19 protein-coding genes, 5 tRNA genes, 1 rRNA gene and 1 riboswitch are annotated in these 25,307 nt (G+C 65.4%); of the genes, 24 read left to right on the top strand and 1 reads right to left on the bottom strand.

The window, feature by feature from the left end; genetic code table 11:
* Nucleotides 1-26: 26 nt before the first annotated feature.
* From rrf to KQI12_RS11385, 24 genes are all read left to right on the top strand, one after another.
* Nucleotides 27-142: ribosomal RNA gene (gene rrf / locus KQI12_RS11495) — 5S ribosomal RNA — on the top strand.
* 32 nt (nt 143-174) lie between these two features.
* Nucleotides 175-250 (top strand) — tRNA-Asn (locus tag KQI12_RS11490).
* A 76-nt stretch (nt 251-326) separates the two neighbouring features.
* Nucleotides 327-403, top strand: a tRNA-Ile gene (locus tag KQI12_RS11485).
* A 3-nt stretch (nt 404-406) separates the two neighbouring features.
* Nucleotides 407-482, top strand: a tRNA-Trp gene (locus KQI12_RS11480).
* 43 nt (nt 483-525) lie between these two features.
* Nucleotides 526-602: transfer RNA gene (locus KQI12_RS11475), tRNA-Asp, on the top strand.
* A 4-nt stretch (nt 603-606) separates the two neighbouring features.
* Nucleotides 607-682: transfer RNA gene (locus KQI12_RS11470), tRNA-Thr, on the top strand.
* 60 nt (nt 683-742) lie between these two features.
* Nucleotides 743-1,882 (top strand): sensor histidine kinase, encoded by a 1,140-nt coding sequence (locus tag KQI12_RS11465; RefSeq protein WP_371818039.1) that lies wholly within the window; start codon nt 743-745, stop codon nt 1,880-1,882.
* 257 nt (nt 1,883-2,139) lie between these two features.
* A complete protein-coding gene (locus tag KQI12_RS11460; protein WP_216573493.1) occupies nt 2,140-2,301 on the top strand; it encodes a hypothetical protein in 162 nt (53 codons plus the stop codon).
* A 17-nt stretch (nt 2,302-2,318) separates the two neighbouring features.
* Complete coding sequence (locus KQI12_RS12820; RefSeq protein WP_371818038.1) at nt 2,319-3,017, top strand: two-component system response regulator; 699 nt, start codon at nt 2,319-2,321, stop codon at nt 3,015-3,017.
* Nucleotides 3,014-4,717, top strand: a complete 1,704-nt coding sequence (locus tag KQI12_RS11455; RefSeq protein ID WP_371818037.1) for a diguanylate cyclase domain-containing protein — start codon at nt 3,014-3,016, stop codon at nt 4,715-4,717. Before KQI12_RS12820 ends, KQI12_RS11455 begins: the two co-directional genes overlap by 4 nt.
* 54 nt (nt 4,718-4,771) lie before the next feature.
* Nucleotides 4,772-5,149: an Hpt domain-containing protein gene (locus KQI12_RS11450; RefSeq protein ID WP_216573491.1), complete on the top strand. Its 378-nt coding sequence runs from the start codon at nt 4,772-4,774 to the stop codon at nt 5,147-5,149.
* A gap of 259 nt (nt 5,150-5,408) precedes the next feature.
* Nucleotides 5,409-5,503: riboswitch (cyclic di-GMP riboswitch) on the top strand.
* Between the two features lie 128 nt (nt 5,504-5,631).
* Nucleotides 5,632-15,195: a type II secretion system protein gene (locus KQI12_RS11445; RefSeq protein WP_216573523.1), complete on the top strand. Its 9,564-nt coding sequence runs from the start codon at nt 5,632-5,634 to the stop codon at nt 15,193-15,195.
* 47 nt (nt 15,196-15,242) lie between these two features.
* Nucleotides 15,243-16,133, top strand: coding sequence for a hypothetical protein (locus KQI12_RS11440; protein ID WP_216573489.1), 891 nt, complete (start codon nt 15,243-15,245; stop codon nt 16,131-16,133).
* The gene (locus KQI12_RS11435; protein WP_216573487.1) at nt 16,108-16,479 is read left to right on the top strand and encodes a hypothetical protein; all 372 of its coding nucleotides are present in this window, start codon (nt 16,108-16,110) and stop codon (nt 16,477-16,479) included. The genes KQI12_RS11440 and KQI12_RS11435 overlap by 26 nt, the downstream gene beginning before the upstream one ends.
* Nucleotides 16,476-17,183, top strand: coding sequence for a type II secretion system protein (locus tag KQI12_RS11430; RefSeq protein ID WP_216573485.1), 708 nt, complete (start codon nt 16,476-16,478; stop codon nt 17,181-17,183). Before KQI12_RS11435 ends, KQI12_RS11430 begins: the two co-directional genes overlap by 4 nt.
* A 92-nt stretch (nt 17,184-17,275) precedes the next feature.
* Nucleotides 17,276-17,698 carry a prepilin-type N-terminal cleavage/methylation domain-containing protein gene (locus KQI12_RS11425; RefSeq protein ID WP_216573484.1) on the top strand — a complete coding sequence of 141 codons (423 nt, stop codon included), beginning with the start codon at nt 17,276-17,278 and terminating at the stop codon, nt 17,696-17,698.
* A gap of 20 nt (nt 17,699-17,718) precedes the next feature.
* A complete protein-coding gene (locus tag KQI12_RS11420) occupies nt 17,719-18,159 on the top strand; it encodes a prepilin-type N-terminal cleavage/methylation domain-containing protein (RefSeq protein ID WP_216573482.1) in 441 nt (146 codons plus the stop codon).
* A gap of 3 nt (nt 18,160-18,162) precedes the next feature.
* On the top strand, nt 18,163-18,615 hold the full coding sequence (locus KQI12_RS11415; RefSeq protein WP_216573480.1) for a hypothetical protein: 453 nt from the start codon (nt 18,163-18,165) through the stop codon (nt 18,613-18,615).
* 173 nt (nt 18,616-18,788) lie between these two features.
* Nucleotides 18,789-19,556, top strand: a complete 768-nt coding sequence (locus KQI12_RS11410) for an A24 family peptidase (protein ID WP_216573478.1) — start codon at nt 18,789-18,791, stop codon at nt 19,554-19,556.
* 90 nt (nt 19,557-19,646) lie between these two features.
* Nucleotides 19,647-20,900 carry a type II secretion system F family protein gene (locus KQI12_RS11405; protein ID WP_216573476.1) on the top strand — a complete coding sequence of 418 codons (1,254 nt, stop codon included), beginning with the start codon at nt 19,647-19,649 and terminating at the stop codon, nt 20,898-20,900.
* A gap of 25 nt (nt 20,901-20,925) precedes the next feature.
* Nucleotides 20,926-21,780 carry a type IV pilus biogenesis protein PilM gene (gene pilM / locus KQI12_RS11400; protein WP_216573473.1) on the top strand — a complete coding sequence of 285 codons (855 nt, stop codon included), beginning with the start codon at nt 20,926-20,928 and terminating at the stop codon, nt 21,778-21,780.
* 15 nt (nt 21,781-21,795) lie between these two features.
* On the top strand, nt 21,796-22,389 hold the full coding sequence (locus KQI12_RS11395; RefSeq protein ID WP_216573471.1) for a hypothetical protein: 594 nt from the start codon (nt 21,796-21,798) through the stop codon (nt 22,387-22,389).
* Nucleotides 22,386-23,108, top strand: a complete 723-nt coding sequence (locus tag KQI12_RS11390; protein WP_216573469.1) for a hypothetical protein — start codon at nt 22,386-22,388, stop codon at nt 23,106-23,108. Before KQI12_RS11395 ends, KQI12_RS11390 begins: the two co-directional genes overlap by 4 nt.
* Nucleotides 23,105-24,787 carry a GspE/PulE family protein gene (locus tag KQI12_RS11385; protein ID WP_371818035.1) on the top strand — a complete coding sequence of 561 codons (1,683 nt, stop codon included), beginning with the start codon at nt 23,105-23,107 and terminating at the stop codon, nt 24,785-24,787. Before KQI12_RS11390 ends, KQI12_RS11385 begins: the two co-directional genes overlap by 4 nt.
* A 146-nt stretch (nt 24,788-24,933) precedes the next feature.
* Here the strand turns inward: KQI12_RS11385 and KQI12_RS11380 are convergent, their stop codons facing one another.
* The gene (locus tag KQI12_RS11380) at nt 24,934-25,233 is read right to left on the bottom strand and encodes a helix-turn-helix domain-containing protein (protein WP_216573468.1); all 300 of its coding nucleotides are present in this window, start codon (nt 25,231-25,233) and stop codon (nt 24,934-24,936) included.
* Nucleotides 25,234-25,307: the final 74 nt, after the last annotated feature.

Below are 25,307 nucleotides of genomic sequence, written 5' to 3'. Positions count from 1 at the left end.
AGCGAGAAAAGAGTAGAATAGAGACAGTCGGTGTTGATTGCGGTGAGGGTCCACCTGTACCCATCCCGAACACAGAAGTTAAGCTCACCTGCGCCGAAAATACTTGCCTGGAGACGGGCCGGGAAGATAGGTAATGCCGACACAAAGAGTCTGGTCGAACTGGACTCTCCACATTCCTCCTTAGCTCAGTTGGTAGAGCATGCGGCTGTTAACCGCAGGGTCGTTGGTTCGAGTCCAACAGGGGGAGCCAGAACGAGTCGGCTTGCCGTCGTGGCAACGCGGCGGCAGGCCGTTCTCATCGTTCCATCAGGACCGAACACCGAGTTGGGCCTTTAGCTCAGTTGGTTAGAGCAGCCGGCTCATAACCGGTCGGTCCACGGTTCGAGCCCGTGAAGGCCCACCATGTAGGGGTATAGCTCAGCTGGTAGAGCAGCGGTCTCCAAAACCGCGTGCCGAGGGTTCGATTCCTTCTGCCCCTGCCACGTAAAAAGCAGCGTTGCTGTCATATATAGAGGACAACAAAATGGCGCGGTAGTTCAGTTGGTTAGAACGCCGGCCTGTCACGCCGGAGGTCGAGGGTTCAAGTCCCTTCCGCGTCGCCATTTTGCTGCTGTAGCTCAGTAGGTAGAGCACATCCTTGGTAAGGATGAGGTCTCCAGTTCGAATCTGGATAGCAGCTCCAAGAAAACCATCGAATCATTGATTCGGTGGTTTTTCTTTTTATCCGAAAGGAGATACCATCGTGACCAAGAAACGTTATGTCCGCTTGAAGCTGAAGATGCTCCTGATGGTCGTACTGGGCGCGGTCGTGGCCGGAGCCCTGGGGCTTTTCCTAAAGGAGACGGTGGTGGACGGACTCTTAGAGGACCCATTCGCCTCTTTCTTCGTTTGGATCGCGACCCACCTGTTCGGACAGACACAGCAGGTGGCTTTGGATGCATACCAACACTATATCCGCAGCTATAAAGCGGAATGGGTCCTGTTGGGCACCGGCTTCCTGATGCTGATCGCCTTCTATCTGGCCATGGGACGGTTCACCCGATGGCTGGACCAGATCGCCTCTGCCACGGCTCAGGTGGCCGACCTTTCGGCGGAGGAGGTGGCCTTGCCGAAGGAACTGGAGCCGCTGGAGCGAGATCTGAACACGATCCGCCGCCAGCTTCAGGACCGGGAGGCCGCGGCCAAGGCCGCAGAACGGCGGCGGCAGGACCTGATCTCGTTCCTGGCTCACGACCTCAAGACGCCGCTCACCTCTGTGGTGGGCTATCTGACCCTCCTGCGGGACGATCCTGGCCTCACACCGGAACAGCAGGGCAAATTCACCGGCATCGCCTTAGAGAAGGCGCAACGGCTGGAGGAGCTCCTGGGGGAGTTCTTCGACATCACCCGTATGGATCTGGGGGCCGACCCCGCACGGATGGTCCCCGTCCAGCTCACCATGCTGCTGGAACAACTCACCGATGAGTTCTATCCCATCTTCACGGAGCGAGGGCTCCGGTGTGCCACGGAGATCGAGCACCATCTGTCGGTGCTCGGAGACCCGGACAAGCTCGTCCGGGTCTTTGATAACGTACTGCGCAACGCTGTGAATTACAGTACCCCGGACAGCGAGATCCGGGTGACGGCCAGCCGGGAGGGTGGTCAGGCTGAGATCCGGATCTCCAATCAGGGCCTGGAGATCCCCGAGGGGGAGCTGGCCAACATTTTTGAGAAATTCTACCGGCTGGATGCCGCCCGTTCCACCCGCACCGGCGGGGCCGGGCTGGGGCTGGCCATCGCCAAGGAGATCGTGGAGCGCCACGGCGGCACCATCCGGGCCGAGTCCAACGGCCGCTCGACCAGCTTCATCATCTCTCTGCCCTTACTGGACGACGGCGTTTGATGGATGGAACGCCGATCCTCGACAAAACACCCGAAATAGCGGGGCGTTGGATACGGAACGTTGACTTTTTAGTGGGAACTTGATAAAATAATCGATTAGATATGATAAACTGGTCATTTAGTGCCCGCGATCGGGGAGGTGTTCTCCGCCAATTTCCTGGTGGACCTCCGCCGGGACGAGGCGGGCCGACATCGCCAAGACCGACCTCCTCCGCCGCATGAGCCACGACATCCGCACCCCGAAATGGCATCCGGGACATGGTGGAGATCGGCGGAGGCACCATCTCCTTCCTCCGTCGGAAAGATGTGGAGCGCTGTCTGGCCGCCGGCATGGACGGACCCAGCTCCAAACCCCTGGATACCGCAAAGCGGACCGCGGCGGTATCCAGATATATCCGGGCCGGAAGGGCCCGGGCCTGAGAGGCAGATGAAAACAGATGGATGACAGACAGACCATATTGATCGTAGACGACTCGGAGATGAACCGGGCCATCCTGATGGCGATCCTTGGGGAGGAGAAGTATCTCTTCCAGGAGGCGAAGAACGGCCGGGAGGCGGTGGAGCACCTCCAGCGGCAGATGGATATCGACCTGGTCCTGCTGGACGTGAACATGCCCGTGATGGATGGGTTCGGCGTACTGGAGATGATGGGCCGCGCCTGCTGGCTGGAGGAGATCCCGGTGATCATGATCTCCGCGGATGAGGATCCGTTCTCGATGGAGCGGGCCTATAATCTGGGCGCCACCGACTACATCCGGCGGCCCTTCGATGCCAAGGAAGTCCGGAGGCGCGTGGACAACACTTTGATGCTCTACGCCAAGCAGAAGCGTCTCTCCCGTCTGGTGGCCGAGCAGGTCTATGAGAAGGAGAAGACCAGCGACCTGATGATCAGCATCCTGAGCCATGTGGTGGAGTTCCGCAACAACGAGAGCGGCCAGCATGTGATGCACATCCGCACGATCACCGAGCTGGTCCTGCGGCATCTGGTGGTCAAGACCGACCGCTTCAAGCTGACGGAGAACGACATCTCTCTGATCTGTACCGCCTCCGCCCTCCATGACATCGGCAAGGTCAGCATCCCGGACGAGATCCTCAATAAGCCCGGCAAGCTGACCGATAGGAGTTCGAGGTCATGAAGACCCACACCGTGGTGGGAGCCGCCATGCTGAAGGACGTGCCGGTCAGCCAGGACGAGCCTCTGGTGAAGGCCGCCCACGAGATCTGCCGCTGGCATCATGAGCGCTGGGACGGACGGGGCTATCCCGACGGCCTCAAGGGGGACGAGATCCCCATCTCCGCCCAGGTGGTGGCTCTGGCCGACGTGTACGACGCGCTGACCAGCGAACGCTGCTATAAGAAAGCGTTCGACCACGACACGGCGGTGCGCATGATCCTGAACGGGGAGTGCGGCGCTTTCGCGCCCCTGCTGATGGAGTGCTTATCTGAGGTGCGGGAGGCCCTGCGCCGGGAAATGGGACAGATGGACGGCAAGGGGCACGACCACGAGAAGGAGGCCCGCCGCCTCTCCAATGAGATCCTGCAGGGCGAGGCCCTGCCCAAGAGCGACCGCCCCCAGCGGATGCTGGACATGGAGCGGACCAAGAGCAACTTCTTTTCTGCCATGACCGGCGGGATCCGCTTCGACTATGACGTGGCCTCCGGATGGGTGAGCATGACCGAGTGGGACCGGGATGGCCGCTGCCATGACCGGCGGATGGATCTGAAGGAGGCCAGAGACTTCCGGATCCTGAGCCAGAGCGACCAGGAGCGTCTGCTGGGACTGGTCGGGCAGGCCACGGTCCAAAAGCCGGAGGTCCAGATGACCGCGCTCCTGCCGACTGGCCGGAGCTGCCGCTGGCACCGGATCGACGTCCTGACCATCTGGAGCAAGGAGCCCCCCTATCAGCGCATCGGCATGGTGGGCCTGATCGTGGATATCCACGATGGAGCCGCCCGGCAGAGGGCCCTCGCGCTGGGGCTGGGCATGGACAGTACGGCAGACGCGGCCAAGACCATCCAGAGCCTGTCCGAAGTGTTCGATCTGGTGCGTCTGGTGGACCCGGTCAAGACCGAGGTGCTGGAGCTGGGCGAGGACGGAGCCCTCAAGAGTGCCGGCACCCACTGCTATGGCGTCTGGACGGCCCGGGACCGCTGTGATGACTGCGTCTCCGCCGCGGTGTTCCAGGACCATGGCTGCCAGAACAAGCTCCAATTCGCCAACAACGAGATCTACCATGTGATCGCCCGGTACGCGGAGGTGGACGGCCGGCCCTGCGTGCTGGAGATGGTCTCCAAGCTGGACGAGGGGCCCTGGGTGGACAACGGCGGCAAGCGCCTCCTGCTGGAGAAGGTGGCCGACTGCCGGGAGGATTATTTTCTGGACCCGGTGAGCGGAGCGTACAGCCGCCGCTACTTCGAGAACTATGCCGCCCGGCTGGAGACGGCCGACGGCGTCATGATGATAGATGTGGATGATTTCAAGACCATCAACGACGAGCATGGCCATCCGGTGGGGGACGAGGCCCTGCACCTGATCGCGGACACGGTGCGCGCCTGCGTGCGGGAGACCGATATGCTGGTCCGCTTCGGCGGCGACGAATTCCTGCTGGTGTTCTCGGACCACATCAGCCGGGACGCTTTTTGGGAGCGGATGGGCACGATCAAGCAGAAGGTCAGCCAGCTGGTCCTGCCGGACTATCCGGCGCTCCGGCTGTCGATCAGCATCGGCGGCGCCTATCAGATCTGGCCTCTGGCAGAGGCCATCAAGCAGGCCGACCGGCAGATGTATGAGGACAAGCGGCGCCCCGCCGCGCGTCTGGGCCGCGGCCGTCCCTGATACAGGCCGTCGGGCCCCCTTTTTGAGCGATACCGAGTCTACTCTTTAGGATATATGGAAAGAAAGGTCGGAACGAACATGACTCTGGAAGAGTTCTATACCGCGATCGGTGGAAATTATCAGGAGACCATGCAGAGGCTGCCCAGCGAGACCATGATCCGCAAATTCATCCACAAGTACCCGGGCGATCCCTCTTACGCCAGCCTGTCCGCCGCGCTGGAGGCCCAGGACTGGCCCACCGCCTTCCGGGCGGCCCACACCATCAAGGGCGTGGCCCAGAACCTGGGCTTCGGGCTCCTCTACAAGACCGCCGCGGCGCTGACAGAGGCCCTGCGGGGGCCAGCGGCTCTGGCCGACGCCGACAGGCCCCTCTGGGACGCGGTGCGGGAGGCGCAGACGCTGACTCTGACGTCGATCGGGGCGCTGGACTGACACCTGATATGACGGGTGCTGTCCCGTCCCAGACGTCCATTGCTGAGCAACTGTCTGCCCCGGAGCCTCGTGGACCGGGAGGGCGTTCGTGAACGGCCCCTCGGATGTCCGCATCCTACATATGGGAACGGTAGGGAAAACGGGCATCGGTCTCTTGACATCACCGGCCCGGTTTGCTACACTACCTATATATCGATATGTGATTTTCGAGGGCCTTTCCAGTGTCGGAGCACAGACCGGCCGGGACATATCGTAACGATAGATCATTGGGCAAAGCCGTCGAAAGACGGCGACGCAAAGTTGAGCGTCTAAGGCGGAGGCAGGGCCTTCCGCTATGATCGGCTGGCTGCGATCCACGGGAGTCGTCTACCCTTGGAGCGTAGCCAGTTTTTTGTCCAGTCCGGCAGGACGGAACGGGGAGATCGTCCCATGAGAGCTCCGGACCGGAAGCGGATAGGAAGGAGGCGGGGATCGTGCGCGGAATGAAGAAGAAGGGCTTCACGCTGGTGGAGCTGACGGTGGTCCTCGTCATCCTGAGCATTTTGGCGGCCATCGCGGTGCCGAACCTGACGGCCTATATCCATCTGGCCCAGTTCCGCCGGAACGAGTCCTACGCCAAGACCATGTACCTCTCGGCGGAGTCCGCCCTGACCTACCGCCGCACGGGTGGTACTTGGGAGGAGCTGGCCCTCCGGGTGAAGGAGGAGGGCACCGAGGCGGTCTTCTCCGATCCGAACGCCCCGCGGGGCCGGATCTACGGTCTGCGGCTGGACGCGGGGGAGTATAGCTCCGGCGCCCTGTCCGGCGACGGAGCCATCGTGGCCCAGCTTCTGGAAGAGGACACCTATGACAAGAGCCTGCTGGACGCAGCGATCTGTGTGGAGATCGACGTGGAGTCCGGACAGGTCTATTCTGTTTTTTATGGGACGGCCTGTACGGCGCTGACCTACGACACGTCGCCGGAGAGCGTCTCCGTGCTGAGCATGGCGGACCGGAGCTATGACACCCGCCGGACGGAGCGTCTGGGCTATTATTCGGTGGATGACGTGGCCAATGTGGTGGATCTGGAGCAGACCAAGCTCAAGATCCGCTCCATCAGCCTGGTCAACAGCGAGGCCCTGACCCTCAACTGGACCAGCAACTCCGCCCACGGCGATAACGATGTGTATTTTGAAGTCAAATTCTACGATGCGGATACCAACGACACCCTCCTGACCATCGCTCAGGTGAAGCGTTCCGGCATGGGCACGCTCAGCGGCGACGGCAAGGTGGTGTATCTGTCCACCGATGTGGCCGCCGGAGGAGCGGCGAGCGGCGAGTGGGCCTATCCTCTGGCCTATGACAACGCCACCGGCCGGTTCACCCTGACCATGGACGCCATGATGAAGGCCAGTCTGATCGACGCGCTGGCCAAGGACGGCGCCGGCACGGCGGCCATGACCAGCTCCACCAGCATCAGCCGCTTCGGCGGCGCGCTGGCCGCGCCCCGGAACATCTATGCCACAGTGCAGGCGTTCCCGGACTATTCCGGCGGCCTCACCGGTGAGTATACCCAGAGCACGGCCCTCCAGTCCAACACCGCCAACTCCATGTTCGCGGACGGCTCCAGCACCGGGGACTATGGGATCGCCGCCTTCCGGCACCTGTCCAACATCCGTTATATGGACGGGGCCGCTGAGACGCAGACCTTCACCGTCACCGCCCGCGCTCTGGACTGGACCAGCGACAGCGTGACGGTCTATGAGACCACCGCCGGAGAGGCCACGACGCTGAAGGCCCTCCACGGCGGAGACGGCCCCAGCTTCCCTACCATCCCCTCTCTGGGGGAGACGCAGACCCTGCGGGGCACCGACGGGAGCCTCCTGAGCCGTCTCACCGGCCTCTTCACCGGAGAGACGGCCATCGCCAACGTGGAGCTGGACCGAGCCTCCATCCCCACGGACGGCGTCTGGCTGGGCCTCTTCGCCCAGAACGAAGGCACGATCCAGGATCTGCGCCTGACCAGCCCCGGCGTGTCCATCACGGCGGGGGAGGACGGCGGCCATAAAAAGCTGACCGGCGCGGCTGCCGTGGCCGGGAAGAGCACCGGCACGCTGAGCGGCGTCACCGTCGAGGGCGTCCGTGTGGCGGCGGACCTGAGCGAGAGCCAAAACAGTGCCGATCCTCTGGGCGTGGGCGGCGCGGTGGGCGTACTGGACCTGTCCTCCGGGACCGGCGCGGCGAAGGACATCACCGTCTCCGGCACGGTCACGGGCACGCTGAAGGCCGCCGGGACCAGCGGCGGCAACGGCGTGGGCGGCATCGCGGGCTTCGCGCGTCTGTCCGACACCACTGTGGTCGAGTCCTGCACCAACGAGGCGGAGGTCATCGGCGACCGCCGGGTGGGCGGCATCGTGGGCTGCGTGAACGGGGCCGCCCCTGTGAGCACGGTGGTCCACAGCGCCGATCTGGTGGACTGTGACAACGAGGGCCTGGTCCTCTCCAGCGCCGATGCCTCTGCCTCGGATGGGGACACGGGACACTATATCGGCGGCGTGGTCGGCTATGCGGTCGATACTGTGCTGGAGAAGTGCACCAGCCGTTCCGGTCAGGCGCAGGGCTATGCCTATACTGTGGCCGACAAGGACAAACTCAAGGGACGCTATGTGGGCGGTATCATGGGCTACGGCAGCGGCAGCCTCGTCCGGGACTGCGCCACCCAGTCCGGCGGCTATGTGCTGGGCCGGGACTATGTGGGCGGCATCGTGGGCGGTCTGGTCGGCTCGGGGAGCTCCCTGAGCGACATGATCCAGGCCCAGAGCATCAGCGTCACCACCAACGCCAGCTATGTGATCGGCTATGACTACGTAGGCGGCATCGTGGGCGAGAACCGGGGCGAGTCCACCATCGAGCGGTGCGTCAACACCGGCGTGGCCGCGGGCTATGGCAAGTACATCGGCGGTATCGTGGGCGCGAACGTGGCGGTGGAGACCATGGACGGTCCGACTCAGGTCCCCACCGTCAAGGACTGCGCCAGCTATGTCTCCGATACCTCGGACAAGATCTACCGCATGGTGCTGGACTGGGAGGCCGCAGGCGACTGCGCTGGCGGTCTGGCGGGCTACAACAGCGGCAGGATCCAGTTCCGGGATGAGGATGGCGTCATCACCACCCGGAGCGTCTCCGGCATCGTGGTGGGCCGGAACTTCGTGGGCGGTCTGGTGGGCTTCAACGACGCCGGCGGCACCATCGATGTGGCATATACCCTCCTGAGCGGCCGGGTGGCCGCCAGCGGCGACTGCGTGGGCGGCCTGATCGGCCTGAACGCCTCTGAGGAGATGCTGGGTCAGAGCTATACTGTCCAGCCAAGGAGCGTCAAGGGCCGCTTCTATGTGGGCGGCGCGGTCGGCGCCAGCGTGGTGGACCTCTCTCAGGACCGGACCATCGACGGCATCCGGGTCACCAGCCTGGGCAGCATCACGGCAGAGGCCTACTGCGGCGGTCTGATCGGCTACTATCGGAGCTATTCCGCCGGTCAGCTCCCCGCCGGCCGCTCCCTGCTGATGGAGCTGATGGACGAGGGGACCCGGCATCACTACCTGCCTGCCGTGGCCGATGGCGCCAACATCCCCAAAACGGCCAAAGCGGACGGCTTCCTGACCTCGAACAATGATCACAGACTGACGGTGAAGGGCACCGGCATCGAGACCACCGCTGTCCCGGTCAACGACATGGCCATCCGGGCCTATGCCTATGCCGGCGGCATCGTGGGCTATGCGGATCAGGGCAGTTTCCTGATCCTGAAGGACTGCTGGAACAAGGGCACCTTCGACCAGCCCGCCGCCGGAGAGTTCGCCGACAGCACGCTGGCCAAAGGCGTGGACGTGGCGGCCTATCTGGACGAGGGCGGCTATACGGAGGCCGTCGCGGACCTCCGCGCCGAGCTGGGGGAGGGAGACACGCTCCGGGCCTCCATCGTGGGCGGCGTGATCGGCGTCAACGGTCCCGACCATGTGATCGACCACTGCACCAACACCGGCGCCATGAATGGACACACCGCCCTGGGCGGCATCGTGGGCCTGAATGAGGGCCTGGTCCTCGACTGCGTCCTCAAGGGGAGCATGGGCAGCGCCGCTCAGGACTATGTGGGCGGCATCGTAGGCCTCAACGTGGGTAGCACCGGCGACATCGAATACGGCTCCGGAGACGATAAGGTGTCCTATGTCCACGGAACGGTCCAGAACTGCGCCACCGAGCAGGGCCGTACCGTCACCGGACGGGATACGACCGGCGGCATCGTGGGCTGGAACATGACCGGCGGCACCGTGCGGGACTGCGTCAGCAGCGCCAACGTCACCGGCGGGAGCGCCGTGGGCGGCACGATCGGCCGAAGCGGCGGCGCGCTGGTCTATTCCCAGAGCGTCTCCGCCGGGAAGGACCGGACCGTCCGGGGCTCCGGCTCCGGCGTGGGCGGCCTGATCGGCGTGAACACCGCGCGGGGCACGCTCCGGATCGCGGGCACCGGCGGCATCACCGCCGCCGACAGCGGGCTCACGATCCGGGGCGACCGGAAGGTGGGCGGCATCGCCGGCATCAACAAGGGCGCGCTGAGCGGGACGAAGGATGCCTGGCTGATCAGCTCCGCCAAGCTGGTCCGGGCCGCCAATGGCGAGGCCGGCGGCGTGGTTGGCGCGCAGGAGGGCGGGGATGCCATCCTGTCCTATGTCCAGAACACGGGCGCCGTCATGGCCGACAAGAACGCGGCCGGCGGCATCGTGGGCGTGGCCTGGGCCGGCAGTGCCCTGGACCACTGCTCCAACAGCGGCTCCGTCACCGCCAGCGCCGGCTATGCCGGCGGCGTAGCCAGCGAGAACTATGGCACCATCCAGAACTGCGGCGTGGCCTCTGTCCAGATCCGCAGTCTGGGCGTGGAGGAGAGCGGCGCGGTGTGCGCTGTGAACCACGAGGGCGGCGTGATCGTGGGCAGTGCGCCTACGGACGGGAACGTGACCATCTCAGGGACCGCGAAGGTCCTGGGGGCGGTGACGGGCCTCGACCGGGGCACCGTAGGCGATGAGACCGGCTCCGCCTCCACCACGGTGCGCTTCCAGCCCCGGTACATGGTCAACGGCACCCTCACCGTGGGCGGCGCCGTGGGCCGGAACGAGGGCGGCACCGTCGTGGACGTGACGGTCGTCTCCAGCTTCAAGGACTTCTCCAACTATCAGTATCTGGGCGGCGTGGTGGGCCGGAATGAGGTCCGCACGGAGAACGGTGTCTCCACGGCGGGGACTGTGCGGTCCTGCGTCTACTCCGGTGAGATCCGGGAGTCCAAGGGCGCGGCGGGCAGCTGCTACGGCGGCATCGCCGGCTGGAACGCCGGTACGCTGGAGGACTGCTCCGTGTCCGGCCTGACCCTGACGGCCGCCGGCGTGTATACCGCCACCTCTACCAGCACTGCCGAGCAGAAGGAGGCTCTGGCCTCCCATATGGGCGGCATCGCCGGCAAGAACGAGACCACCGGCCTCATCCGGGGCTGCACCCTCTCGGACGAGACCGACGATGCGCACAGGACGACCATCACCGTGGGCTACGGCATGGTGGGCGGCGTGACCGGCTACAACAAGGGCACGATCGAGCGGTCCGGCGACGCTGGGACCGCCAGGCTCATGGACGGCGTGGAGAAGGTCAGTACCCTGCTGGCCAACATCGAAACGCGGAACATCGTCCCGGATACCGGCCGGGTGGAAACGCAGAACAACAAAGAGATCGATGCGCTCTCCTACGCCGGAGGCAGATCGCTGACGGCTGGCCGGTCCGCCCAGATGAAGATCACCGGGAACGGCACCCTGGGCGGCATCACAGGCTACAACGCTCCCAGCGGTGAGCTGACGAAGTGCGCCAGCGGCAACTGGCTGCTGATCAACAGGTCCCCCAGCATCGGCGTGGGCACCGGCGGCATCATCGGCATGAACGAGAGCGAGAAGGACCTGTCCTTCCTCCTGAACCGGGCCTTCGTGGGCCGCTGGACCTCGACGGATCTGACCGACCGCTTCGCCGGCGGCATCATCGGCAACCAGATGGACCAGACCACCGCCACCTGGACGATCCAGGGCTGCGTGAACTATGGCATGGTCTACTGTTACCGGGGCAACTACGCCGGCGGTGTGGTGGGACAGTGGACCGCCAACGGCGGCACGATCCTGGACTGCTATAATTACGGCAGTCTCCAGACCACCTATCATACGGCTTGGGTGGGCGCTTCCGGCGGCATCGTGGCCCAGCTCTACCACGCCTCCTCTGGTCAGGCTTTCAACATCGTAGACTGCCAGAACCACGGCAGTATGTATCTGGCCAACGGCAGCAGAGGCAGCGGAGCCAATGACAGCGCCGGCATCCTGGGCAACGTGACCGCCTATAAGTCCAACACTGCCGACGGCGGGCAGAGCTTCACCATCAATGTGGTGGGCTGTGTCAACGGTCAGGGCGTGGAGATCTACTCCTCCTCCATGGCTTCCGGCATCGTGGGCTTCTTCTCCGCGGACGACGCGTCCTCGGAAAGCGGAAAGATCGCCCAGTCCACCAAGAACATCATCCTGAACATCGACCGGTGCCGGAACTACGCCAGAGGGCTGTCCGGCGGAAGCTTCCGGGGCGGTATTTTTGGAGACCGCTATGGGGACGTGAGCCAAAACACCTATATCCAGAACTGCTTCTCCACGTCGATCTTCGACTCGACCGACAACGACACCGAGATCGTTTCGATGTCCGGCAGTAGCAGCCGGCCGGCTACCCTGGACGTGACTCAAAAGGTGGGCGACAACTACTACTTCCTGGACCGATGGTCCCTGACGGAGCGGGGCGCGTCCCTTACGAGTGGCACTGCGTTCCCCGGTACCGGAGGAAACGTCTCCTTCAATAAGGGGCGTGAGGAGTCCCATCGGGCAGACGCCCGGATGATCGCTTACGGCACGACGGCCAGCGGCAGCATCTTCGCGGCCGAGGCCGGTCCGCTCCGCACCAACAAGAACGACACCCACACGAAGAGCTATGGCATCTATGACCACATGGACCAGAGCAATTCCTACATCACCGGCGGCGGGAATCTGATCAAGAGCCGCTATAACGGCCAGGAGGTCGTGGGCGGCCGGATCCTCTTCTACCTGCCGAGCGAGCCCTATGGTCGGATACAGAGCCTGGACAGCAACGGGAGCTTCCTGAGCAGCCTCAAGAACGAGGACAGCTGGTCCATCGATCGATACGTGAAGTCCGGCTACATGAAGGGGCTGGAGAGCCTGGTGTCCGGGCCCTCCGGCGCTCAGATGGCCGTGCCTCAGAAGGTGGAGCTCGCCGAGAGCGACGCCGGATTCACCGTGACCATCACGGACGCCAGCCGCCCCCTGTACTATGAGGGCGTGGTGGAGACGGCGGACGGGAAGGAGCTCCTCTCCGGCCTGCGCTTCTTCCCCACGGAGAAAGGCCAGGGCGGCTGGGTCAGCGAGACGCAGCCCCACCAGAGCGGTGTCACCACCGGCCATTTCCAGCTCCCCGAGGAGCTGCGGAAGGAGACCGCCGGGAAGGAGATCGTGGTGAAGGTCCGGGCCGTCAGCATCGACGAGGACGTGGCCCCCTCCGAGTGGACCAGCCGCGGCCTCACCAACACCACGGTCCTGCCCGACCCCGCCATCCGCATCCAGCTCTACAACTATAACTTCTCCACCAGCCATTCTGAGTACGTCTACTGCTACACGCTGGAGGATCTGGACGCCTTCCAGGCCTTCGACGGCTGGGCGGTGAAGCTGGAGATCAATGGCCAGACCCGGACCCTGGACGCCCAGAACACCGCCGCCTACATCGACGGCCAGGGCGTGCAGGAGCTGAAGCTCACCGCTTCCGCCGGAACTGCCAACGGCGTGACGCCAAACCCGGTGGTCACCACCGTGTCCACCTATACCCCCAACAGAGCCACGAACTACAAGCCGGACGCCACCCTCCAGAGCCTGACGGCTCAGATCTCCGGCGACACGCTGGAGGACCTGACGATCACCGGCGGTCTGACGGTCCGGGAGCCCTCTGTGAACACCCCGCCCGTCTACCGGGTGGAGCTGGTGGGCGAGATCGGGGGCACCACCGTCACCTTCGCCTATGAGGACGTGCTGGCGGCGGCGGGCAGTACGGTCAACGCCACCTTCCGGGATCTGCCCCGGCAGATCTTTGAGGCATCGGACCTGCGCCTGCGGGCGTGGTACGCCGCCTCCGGCCTGGGCCCGGTGTACGCCTACGGCGACGGCTTGGGCCGATTCAACAATGCAGAGGCGGCCGCCCGGGACACCATCCGCACCTATCGGGACGACGGCACCTACACCGACCAGATCCAGTACAGCATGGTGCTTTGGGAGAAGGACAGCAAGTGGGACTCCTTCTACAAGCACGACTGCTTCAAGGAGACCGCGCTGTCCCTGAAGGCCCTCCCCGCGCCGGAGCTGTCCGACACGGCGGAGCGGGAGCTGATCGACGGCTCTCTCTCCTATACCTTTAGCTGGGATCAGGACAAGCCCGCCGCCACCTATACGGATGCCCGCTATCAGGTGGAGCTGATCGGCGTGACCGCCGACGGCGCCCGGGTCACCATCCCCACCGGCGAGGCCTATCCGGGCGAGACGGCCAAGTCCTTCACCATCGCGGCTGACAGCTGGAGCTTCCCGGCTGTGGAGCTGACCGTGGGCCGGATCGGCGACGCGGCGAGGAACGAGATCGGCCTCAGCACCACCAAGACCTATGCGGTCCAGCAGAGGCTGGAGCGGCCGGGACAGCCCACTGTGGACAACCCGGACATCAACGAGCTGGTCTACCGCATCAGCTGGCCCGCCATCACCGACGAGACCGGCTGCGGCAGTTATCAGATCTGGCTCCAGACCGCCGGCGGTGCCGCCGCCAAGCTGGGTGATCCCGTCCCGGCGGCGGGCGCGGCCCAGTATGAGGCGGAGCGGGACCTGTCCGCCTACGCCGGACAGGAGGTCACCCTCTATCTGGTGGCCCAGTCCAACAGCGCCGCCTATGCGGACAGCCCCAACGGCGTCAGCTACTCCCTCACCGTGCCCCAGCGCATCGGCGTGCCCACGGTGACATGGGGATACAGCTGGACCGACGACCTCGATACGCCCACCCCGGCGGCCGACTTCCGGAGCGGCGGCCTCAGCGTCACCGTGACGCCGGACGCGGGCAGTCTGCCCCCGGGCGGCAGTACCTACCTGATCCGGGCCGTGATCACGGACGCGGATGGGGACAAGCTGGCCGACTGGCCCGACGAGGGCGTGGAGGCCATGGCCGCCGACCGGAACGACGTCTATCACCAGTCCCTGACCGGACTGACCACCCGCTGGGCGGGCCAGTATATCCAGTTCCAGGCCCGGATCTCCAGCGCCGCCGGACAGGTCAGCTCCGACTGGGTGACCAGCGAGCGGGTGCGGCTCCCTGCCGTGAAGCTGGACAGTCCCTCCGCCGTGGTGGGGCAGATCGGCCGGACGATCCCCGTGTCCGTCAACGTGAAGGCCGACATCGACCCGGAGGAGAAGCTCTGGACCGCCGAGCAGACTACGATCGCCTGGACCGGCGTGGACAGCGCTGACCGGTACGATTTGGTCCTGACCGACAAGAACGGCGGGAAGTGCCAGCTCCGCATCACGGAGACCGACACCTCGGTCCCCACGGTGGAGGTGTCCGCCGACGGGACCGTCTGGACCGGCGTCACGCCCAAGCCGGACGGCTCCTGGGCCGTGACCGGCCCGATCCGCTTCTCCGGCGCCTATCAGACCGACAGCGGCGCGGCCTACGCCTATGCCTATGAGCTGGGCACGGTCCTCCAGCGGGAGGCCGACGGGGACGGGACGATCGGTTATCGCCTGATCCTGCCCAATGTGTCCGGCCTGACGCCCAGCGACGGCCAGCGCTTCGCCCTCCCGACGGAGGACGTGGCGCAGATCGCCGGCGTGTCCGTGAAGGCCGACGTGTCCGGCGGCAGTCAGGCCTATGTGAGCTCGGACGTGCGGGAGCTGACCTTCCGCTAAAGACCAAACGAACGACCCAGGACCCCAGAGAAAGGAGGCGGAGGCAGATGAGACGGATCCGACGGGGCTGGACGGCCCTGCGGGCCAACCGGCGGAAGGGCGTGTCCCTGATCGTGGCCCTCTGCGCCTCCGCCCTCCTGCTGGGGCTGACCCTGAGCCTGATCTGCTCCTCGGCCCTGCTGATGGCACGGGCGGATCGGAAGATCGGGCGGGAGCGGTGCTATCAGCTGGCCCAGTCCATGGCGCAGGTCCTGGACAAGGAGCTCCGCCGCTACCACACCGACCGGAGCGGGTCCGGCGTGTCCGCGGGGGACCTGCCCTCCCCGGACGGCACCTTCTACAAGTACGCCGACCAGATCCTGGACAACGAGAGCTACCGGACCTACGACCCCGCCGACCCGGAGCGCACCACTTATTATGCCCGGTACGACGCCGGGGACGAGGGCGGGATCTTCACCCTCCGGCTCCGCAAGCTGGACTCGGAGGACGTGAAGGATACGGTCCCTCCGGCCGGGACCTTCCCCTACGAGAGCCGGGAGGCTCAGACCACGGCACTGGAGAACGCCCGCTTCATCACCCGCCAGTTCCAGGTGGACGTGGTGTCCAAGCTGGACGGGGAGGAGTACTCCTATTCCAGCGAGTATTACCGCAAGGACGGATTCCAGGTGGACTACACCTGGCAGAGCAGCGACCGGAGCATGTCGGTCTACTGGAACGGCGGCGCGTTCTACTGGGACGCCACCTTCCAAAGCCAGGTGGTCCCCCTCGTCTACCATGACGGAGAGGGGAACGTGACTGGGACGGAGTCCGTCACCATCGGATACGCGTACAACACCAACATCGTCAACTACAAGGAGTTCCAGCCCGCCTATCTGGAGGGCCGGCAGGACCAGCAGGAGGGAGGCGGGACCGATGAAAACGGTCAGACGGATCCTTGACCGGCTCCGCTCCCGGCGGGGCGAGTCCATGGTGGAGATCCTGGTCTCCACGGTGGTGTTCCTGATGCTCTTCGGGACGCTGGGCGGGGCGGTGCTCTTCGCCGGGCACGCCCAGCAGAAGGCCCAGCAGATCCGCGCCGACGCCGCCCGGCTCCAGCGGGAGGTCCGGGCGGCGGCCGCCTCGGACGACGGGAGCGCCGTCACCGCCGGGTTCTACGCCGTCCCTACGCTGGACAGCGCCAACACCAGCGGCCGGGAGGTGTTCCGGGTGGAGCTCCAGCCCCAGACCAAGACCGCCGGAGGGACGCGCTTCGCCCTCTTCGGCCCGGGAGGTGGGGACGGATGATCCATCGCGTCTGGTCCCGCCTGCGGGACCGCCGGGGCATGACTTTGGCGGAGCTGATCGTCAGCGCGGGCCTGCTGGGGCTGGCCATGGCCCTGATCGGGGCGGCCCTGCCCCCCGCCGCCCGGAGCGTCCAGCGGCTGGAGGCCCTGAACGAGGCCGAGACCGTGGCCGACGACCTGCTGGAGCTGGTCCGGTCCGATCTGGAGGCGGCCCAGGGCTATGTGAAGATCTACGCCGATGACGACGATCTGGCCGGACGGTCCGGCGTGGACCGGGGCGGCACCGGCTCCGCCGTGGAGTTCCAGAACGGGGACGGCTTCGTGCTGGTCCTCAGCGCCGGAGGGTGTGGGGAGACCCAGATCCTCAAGGCCGACGGCACGGCGGACACGACCCAGGCGGCGGTGGACCCCGGCTATCTGCTGGAGCGCTGGTATTCCGGCGACAGCCGCACCGGGACCTACGCCTATACCACCGGCGGAGATCTGACCGCCCGGGCCGTGGGCACGCCCTATCCCAAGGGGGCCTACCTGGGCTTCACCGTTCGGCTGGCCTTCACGGCGGGGACGGGGGACACCGTCACCGCCGCCGCCACGGTCCTCCGGCCGGACGGCACCGAGCTGCTCACCGACGAGCTGGTCATCGACCTGCGCTATCTGGATCTGGACAGCGCGTACCGCACCGAAGTCACGGCGGCGGACTGCTGAGCGCCCCGATATCATCCCATTGGAAACACGGCCGCACCGCTGTGTTTTTATAAAAAAACATCCCAAACAAAAACGAACTGGAGGCAAAGAATATGCGCAACAAGCTGCGCGCTCTGAAAAAGAGCGACAAGAAGGGCTTCACTCTGGTGGAGCTGATCGTGGTGCTGGTGATCCTGGCGATCCTGGCGGCCCTGCTGATCCCCGCGCTGACCGGCTACATCGATAAGGCCAAGGAGAAGAGCGTCACCGCCGAGTGCCGTCAGGTGGTCATGGCCGCCCAGACGCTGTATGATGAGAAGTACGGCGAGGCTACTACTGCTACTGTGAACATCACCTTTGCGAAAGATGGTTCTCCTACCATCACTTTCAAGAAGGTCGCTGATTTGGCTGAGGTGGCTGAGGGCAACATTGACAGCATCACTGCGAACAACACCACCCATAAGATCAGTGCGGTCCAGTATACCAACAAGGGTATCACCGTTAAATATGACGGTGCGAAATACGAGAAGCAGTAAAATCTAGGAGGACATAAACGATGCTGAACAAACTGCGCGCTCTGAAGAAGAGCGACAAGAAGGGCTTCACTCTGGTGGAACTGATCGTGGTGCTGGTGATCCTGGCGATCCTGGCGGCCCTGCTGATCCCTGCGCTGACCGGCTATATCGACAAGGCCAAGGAGAAGAGCGTCACCGCCGAGTGCCGTCAGGTGGTCATGGCCGCTCAGACACTGGCGGATGAGGCTTATGGAGCTTCTGATGCGGCCTCTCCCACTATCACTTTCGCGACCGACGGTGCTGGTGGTACCGAGATCGACCTTGAGGATGTTGCTAAGCTGGCTGAGGTGACTGAGGGCAATATCAAGGCTATCACTGCCAATAAGACCATCACCAAGGTCAATTATGAAAACAAGGGTATCAAGGTCCAGTACAAGGACGGCACTTATACCAAAATCACCACTACGAACTTCCCTGACTAACCCATGAAACTCATCACCAAGCCCCGGGAACACACTGCGCCGGTGCGCTATGGCGCGGTGTCCTACTGGCTGACGGTGGCGTGTGCGGTCCTGCTGACGGCGGTGGTGATCGCGGCCGGCGTGCTGGGCCTGATGGTCCGGGCGGACGCCCAGATCGCTCTGGGCAACGCCAAGGCGGTGCGGATGGCCCTGCACACGGTCTCGATCGAGCGCTACGGCGCGGGGCTCCCCTTCGCCGACCCCTCCCAAGCGGGAGGGGTCCCGGCGGAGGTGTACCGGGAGGTGCTCCATCTGAGCAAGGCCCCCGGCGATCTCTGGCTCCTCCAGACGGGGGAGGATGGCTATGACGTGGCCAAGCTGATCTATACGGAGGGGGCGTTCACCGTCACCTACACCGCCGACCCCGCCTCCTGGGTGGTGGACGGCCAGATCGAACTGATCCATGCTGTCCCGTGAGGGGACCGCGCCGGGTGCGCGGGACGGTCCTCCTGCGGGCGGCATGGCAGGTCACAGCGTCTCGGTCCCCGGGGCTCTGTGACTTGTCATGCGGGGAAAAGGGAACATAGAAAATTGGGGCGGAGGGGTCCGACTCTCCCCCCGCCGTAGTCGATCGCCAAGGAGGTCGTCGTTTGCTCTATCTGGCGTACAGCCTCATATGGATCCTGCGCTTCCTGCTGGGGGCCTGCCTGTTCAGCTTCTGGAACGTGGTGGCGTGGCGTCTGCCCCGGGGGGAGTCGCCCATCAGGGGGCGGAGCTGCTGTTCCGTCTGCGGGAAGACCCTGACCGCCGGGGAGCTGATCCCCTGTGTGAGCTTCCTGCTCCAGCGGGGCCGGTGCCGGGGGTGCGGCGCGAAGCTGTCGCCCCGCTACTTCTGGGTGGAGGTCCTGGGCGGGGCCTGCTCCGTTGGATGTGCCCTCCGCTTCGGCGGGGAGACGCCGCGGGCGGCGCTGGTGTTCACGGCCCTGTCCCTCCTGACGGTGGTGAGCCTGATGGACTGGGACACCATGGAGATCTGGGACCGGTTCGACCTGGCGCTGGCCCTGTGCGGGCTGGCGGCGGGCTGGCTCTTCCCGGAGATCGGCTGGGGGAGCCGGCTGATCGGCGTGTTCGCCGTCAGCGTGCCCATGCTGGTCGTAGCACTGATCGTCCCCGGCGGCTTCGGCGGGGGAGACATCAAGCTCATGGCGGCGGCGGGCCTCCTGCTGGGCTGGCAGAGGAGCCTGTTCGCCGTGTTCCTGGCCCTGCTGGCCGGGGGCGGCTATGGCATCTGGCTCTTGGCGGCCCATAAGGCGGGCCGGAAGGACCACTTCGCCTTCGGCCCCTTCCTCTGCGTCGGCATCGCCGCCGCCCTCTTCTGGGGCGGGGACGTGGTGGGGTGGTACGCGGGGCTGTTATAGGCCTCTGTGTCCGCCCGCCGATCGGGGGCGGCGGGGCCCGGCGCGCGGCGTCCCATTCTCAACGTTCGACTCTTCGACAGGAGTGATGATATGGCACAGCAGACACGGCCCCATGTCCGGGGGGATGGACGGAGCGCTCCGCCCGTCCCATACCGGTATGTGGCGAAGGATATGGAGGGCAACACCGTCCGGGGCGTGGCGGAGGCCGCCGACCAGAACGCCCTGTACGCCGACCTGAAGAGCCGGGGCCTGTATCTCCAGAGCGCCTCTCAGCGCGGAGGCGCCGCCAAGCGGGACATGCTCAAGCCCAAGATGCTCTCGGAGTTCTGCCGTCAGGTGGCGACCCTGCTGGCCGCCGGCGTCAGTCTGACGCGGGCGCTGGAGATCGTCTGCAAAGAGGACAGCATCCCGGCGGCCCAGCGGCGGATCTACGAGGCGGTGCTGGCCGAGGTGCGGAAGGGCGCGGACCTGTCCGTGGCCCTGGAGGATCAGGAGGTGTTCCCGCCCCTGATGCTGGGCATGGTCCGGGCCGGCGAGGGCACCGGCAGTCTGGACAAGGTCATGGAGCGGCTGGCCCTCCACTTCGAGAAGCGGTATCAGATGGAACAGCAGGTGATTTCCGCCCTGATCTATCCGGCGGTGCTGGCCGTACTGGCTGTGGCGGTGGTGATCGTGATCGTCACCTTCGTCCTGCCCCAGTTCGGGGACCTGTTCTCCAACATGGACAGCCTGCCGGGGAGCACCATGCTGCTGATGGCCTTCTCCGACTTCATGGTCAGCAAGTGGTACACGGCGGTGATCGGGCTGATCGTGTGCGTGGTGGCGGTGCGCATGGTCCTGCGGATCCCGGACGTGCGGCTGACCGTCGATCGGATGAAGCTGACCATGCCGGTGTTCGGGCCGCTGAACTCGGTGATCTGCACCGCCCGCTTCGCCCGGACGCTGAGCAGTCTGTATGCCAGCGGCATGCCGATCGTGAACGCCCTCCAGATCGGGCGGGACACGATCGACAACACCTATATCATGATCCAGTTCGACGAGGTGCTGGCCCGGGTCCGTCAGGGCGAGGCGCTGTCCGCGTCGTTGGAGCCGGTGGTGGGCTTCCGCCGGAAGCTGAGCAGCACCATCAAGATCGGCGAGGAGACCGGCCAGCTGGACTCCATGCTGGACCACATCGCCGAGTCCATGGAGTACGACGCCCAGCAGGCCACCAAGCGCATGGTCACGATCCTGGAGCCCATGCTGATCGTGCTGATGGCGCTGGTGGTGGGCTTCATCATGGTGGCAGTCATGTCGCCGATCATCGGTTCCTACGGCGCGATCGAGGGCTCCTCGGGCCTGTGACCGCCGGGAGAGAGAAGGAGTAAGCATGGAGAATATCGTCGTGGCGCTCCGGGAGGAGCGCATCCAAGTGACGGTGGGCAAGGCCGGGCCCCGGCCGTCCATCCGGGCGGCTTACAGCGCCCCGGTGAAGCAGGCCGGACCCGAGGGCTGGGCCCCGGTCCTGGCGGAACTGTGGACGGCCCACGGCCTGCCCCGGAAGGGCGTGACGCTGGTCCTGCCGGATACGGCGGCCGCCGTGCGCACCATCAGCGCCCCGGATATGTCGGAGAAACAGCTGGTGGAGCTGGTAGGCCATGAGATGCAGGGCCGGGACCCGGATCCGGTGGTGGCGGACTACGTCCCCCTGGGCCGGGACAGCGAGGGACATCTGCGCCTCCTGTGCGCCTCCTGCCGCCGGGAGGTGCTGGAGGGCTATCTGGACCTGTTCCGGGAGCAGGGCATCGCCCTGGCCAGTGTGACAGTGCCTCTGGCGGGCTATCTGAAGCTGATCCGGTCCATGCCGGAGATGGCGGGGCAGACCTGCCTGTGGCTGTGCTTCGAGGAGGCCAGCGTGCTGTCCGTGCTGATCGAGGACGGCGCCTACCGCTGGTCCAGCCGGAGCCGGATCTTCAGCGAGCCGGGGACCCTGGACTTCGGCACCGAGATCGCCCGGAACGTGTCGGGCACCATGCAGTTCCAGACCACCGGCCGGACGGGCCATTCCATCGGCACGGTCTATCTGGCGGGCGGGGACAAGGACCTGCTGGAGGTCTGCCGCCCGGGCATCGAGGGCCTGGGCCTGAGCGTCGCCCCCCTGCCGGAGCAGGGGCCCTTCCGCGCCCTGCCGGCGGGGGAGGCGCTGGGCGACTGGCTGGACTGCGCCGGCGCCATGATCCGCTGAGAGGGGGTGTGTACAGTGGCGAACAAACAAAAAGAGCTGGACCTGCTGAGGGTCTACCGCAAAACGACCCATCGCCGGACGGGGCCGGACCTGATCCACGCCTGGTACACGCCAGGCCTGATCCTGGCGGTGATCGGGCTGGCGGTCTGGGGCGGCATCCTGCTGGGCGACCGGGGCCTCAGCGGCCAGATCAGCGAGACGCTGGACTGGCTCAGCGACCCGCAGGTCATGGATCAGTACTACGAGTCCCGGCAGAAGCAGGCGTATAACGAGGGCGTCCTCCAGGACATCCAGGAGGTAGAGGCCCTGACCGGCGCGCTGGACACCTATCCCCGGGTGGACCGCGCGCTGGTGGCCCAGATCCGGGCCGCCGGCGGGGCCCAGGTGGACATGGCGCTGACCGGCTATGATGCGGCCAGCGGCCTGCTGTCCTTCGAGGCCCGGAGCGCCCAGGTCATCGACATCCCCGGCTATGTGCTGAGCCTCCAGGACACGGGGCTCTTCGACACGGTGCGCTACACCGGCTATGAGTACGACGATGGGACCTATATCCTGAGCCTGAGCTGTACGCTGGCGGCCAAGGACGGGGGAGAGGAGGCGGCGTCATGAAGCTGACAGTGACCGAGCGGGACAAGCGGCTCCTGCGGCTGGTGCTGATCCTGGCGGCGGTGGCCGTCAGCGTCCGCTTCCTGATCCTGCCCGCTCTGGACTGGCGGGAGGAGCTGGAGTCCCAGCTGGCCGACGTGACCGCCCAGCGGCAGGAGTGGGAGGAGCAGATCGCCCTGCTGGACACGATCGACGATACGATCGCCCAGAACGAGGCCCGGCGGGACGAGGTGAGCCAGCCCTTCTACCGGACGAAGCTGGAGACCCGGCAGATAGACGACATCATCACCGAGCTGGAGCTGGCCAGCGGGCTCTTCCCGGAGACGCTGGACCTGACGGAGCCCGCCCCCGGCACGGCGGCGGCCTACGTCCCCGGCGGGGCGGACGCGGCGGACCAGACGGTCCAGTCCGCTTCCGTGGAGGATGACACGTCCGCCGCGGAGGACGGGACCACGGACGGCGGGACTCAGGCTCAGGCCCCGGCGGATCCCCGGTATGTGTACATCGGCACCGCTACTCTGGGCGCCCGGGGCGGCATGGAGCAGTGGCTGAGCTTCCTGGACCGCACGGCGGCGGCGGGGGTGAAGCTGCGTGTCACGTCCTTCCAGGTCAGCGAGGCCGCCTATATCGCGGACAGCGCGGTCCCCCTGACCACGGAACGCATCACCTGTACGATGGAACTCTATATGTGCGTGGATGACGGAGAGGAGACGGTATCGTGAGCAAAAACCTGCGGATCGGTGAGATCCTGATGGAGCGGGGCTATATCGACGAGGCCCAGATGGACCAGGCCCTGGCCTATCAGAAGGAGCACCGGGAGATGCGGGTGGGCCAGATCCTGATCGAGCTGGGCTTCGTCACTGAGTCCCAGGTGCTGGAGGCGCTGGCCGCCCGTCTGGGGCTGGAGATCGTGAACGTGGGCCAGCTCAGCGTGGATCTGGATGCCGTGGCGCTGATCCCCCGGGAGCTGGCGGAGAAGCAGGATCTGCTGGCGGTGAGCCGTTCCGGTCAGGATCTGGTGGTGGTCACCAACGATCCTCTGAACTACTTCGCGCTGGAGGAGGTGCGGCAGCTCACCGGCTGTTCCGTGTCCCCCCGGCTCAGCGAGCGGGGGCCCCTCCGCCGGGCGATCAACTACTACTACTCCGAGGTGGGGGCCCGCCGGGCCGCGCGGGACGCCAACAAGGGCTTCGCCCAGAACGACATGGAGCTGTTGGAGCTGGAGGAGAGCGCGGGCGGCGATCCCGAGGCCCCGGTCATCAAGCTGCTGAACAGCCTGCTGGACCGGGCCGTGACCACCGGCGCCAGCGACGTGCATATCGAGCCCTATGAGACCCAGACCCGGGTGCGGATGCGCCTAGACGGCGCGATCGTGGACTATGTGACCCTCCAGCGGAGCATCCACCAGCCCCTGATCGCCCGCATCAAGATCATGTCCGACCTGGACATCGCCGAGCGGCGGCTCCCTCAGGACGGGCATTTCCGGATCCGCACCAACGACGGCACGGCGGTGAACATCCGTGTCTCCATCCTGCCCACCGTGTTCGGCGAGAAGGCGGTGCTCCGCGTGCTGGCCACCGCCGGCCATGTGGACTATGCCGAGCACTTCGGCATGAACGAGGAGACCTGGCAGAAGTTCGTGCCCATGCTCAACGCCCCCAATGGGATCATCTACATCACCGGCCCCACCGGCTCCGGCAAGTCCACCACCCTGTACATGGTGCTGGAGCATCTGTCCCGGCGGCAGGTGAACATCTCCACCATCGAGGACCCGGTGGAGAAGAACGTGCCCCTCATCAACCAGACCCAGGTGAACCCGGTGGCGGGCCTGACCTTCGAGATGGGCCTGCGGGCCCTCCTGCGGCAGGACCCGGACATCATCATGGTGGGCGAGACCCGCGACGGCGAGACCGCCAGCATCTCCGTCCGGGCGGCCATCACCGGCCACATGGTGCTCAGCACCCTGCACACCAACGACGCCATCTCCAGCATCGTCCGCCTCCAGGACATGGGCGTGGACAGCTATCTGATCGCCAACTCGCTGGTGGGCCTGGTGGCCCAGCGTCTGGTCCGCAAGGTCTGCCCCCACTGTGCGGAAGAGGTGGAGCCCACGCCCCAGGAGCAGGTCCTTCTTGGCCCGGACATCCACACGGTCCACCGGGGCACGGGCTGTCCCCAGTGCAACGGCACCGGCTACCGGGGCCGGTTGGCGATCCACGAGATCGTGACGATCGACCGGACGATCCGCCGGATGATCAGCAAGGGCGCCGACGTGGAGGAGATCGAGGCCTACGCCCGGCGGGAGCAGGGGATGCGGAGCCTGAAGGAGCAGGGCCTGGCCCTGGTGGCCCAGGGCATCACCACTCCGGAGGAGCTGCTGAAGGTGGCGTGCTACAACTGACTGAGTTCGATAGAACGGCATGAGAAGAGCCGGACGGCATCGGAGGATGCCGTCCGGCTCTCGTTTTTCAGTCAAGATGCAAGCTCACAGGCTCAGACGAGTACGCACAGGCGGAAACGGAGAGGCTCTCCCCGGAGTCCTCTGTCTCATATCTGAAAACTCCGAAGCAAGGCCTCCAGCGCCTGCTTCTGCGCCGTGGTCAGAGCGGAGATCTGGCGGCACAGGTCCTGATCCAGTTGGGCGTCGGCCTGGGGGACATCGAAAAAATCCCGAAGCGAAATTCCAAGCGTCTCGCATAGCAGTGCCAGATTCTCCACGGAGATCCCCTTTTCATTCAGTTCTACAGAGCGCAGGAAGCTCTGTGACAGTCCGCACAGATTGGCCAGCCGATTGGTGCTCCAACCCTTTACCTCGCGCAGTTCGATGATCCGGTGCCCGATATCCATAAAAATACCTCGTAGCCATTTTTAATAACTTTAGCAAAGAAGGCGTCCGGTATTTACATTTATGGAGATATATA

The organism is Pseudoflavonifractor sp. MSJ-37 (assembly GCF_018917965.1).
Classification (GTDB): domain Bacteria; phylum Bacillota; class Clostridia; order Oscillospirales; family Oscillospiraceae; genus Pseudoflavonifractor_A.
This window is presented reverse-complemented; position numbering and strand designations above follow the sequence as displayed.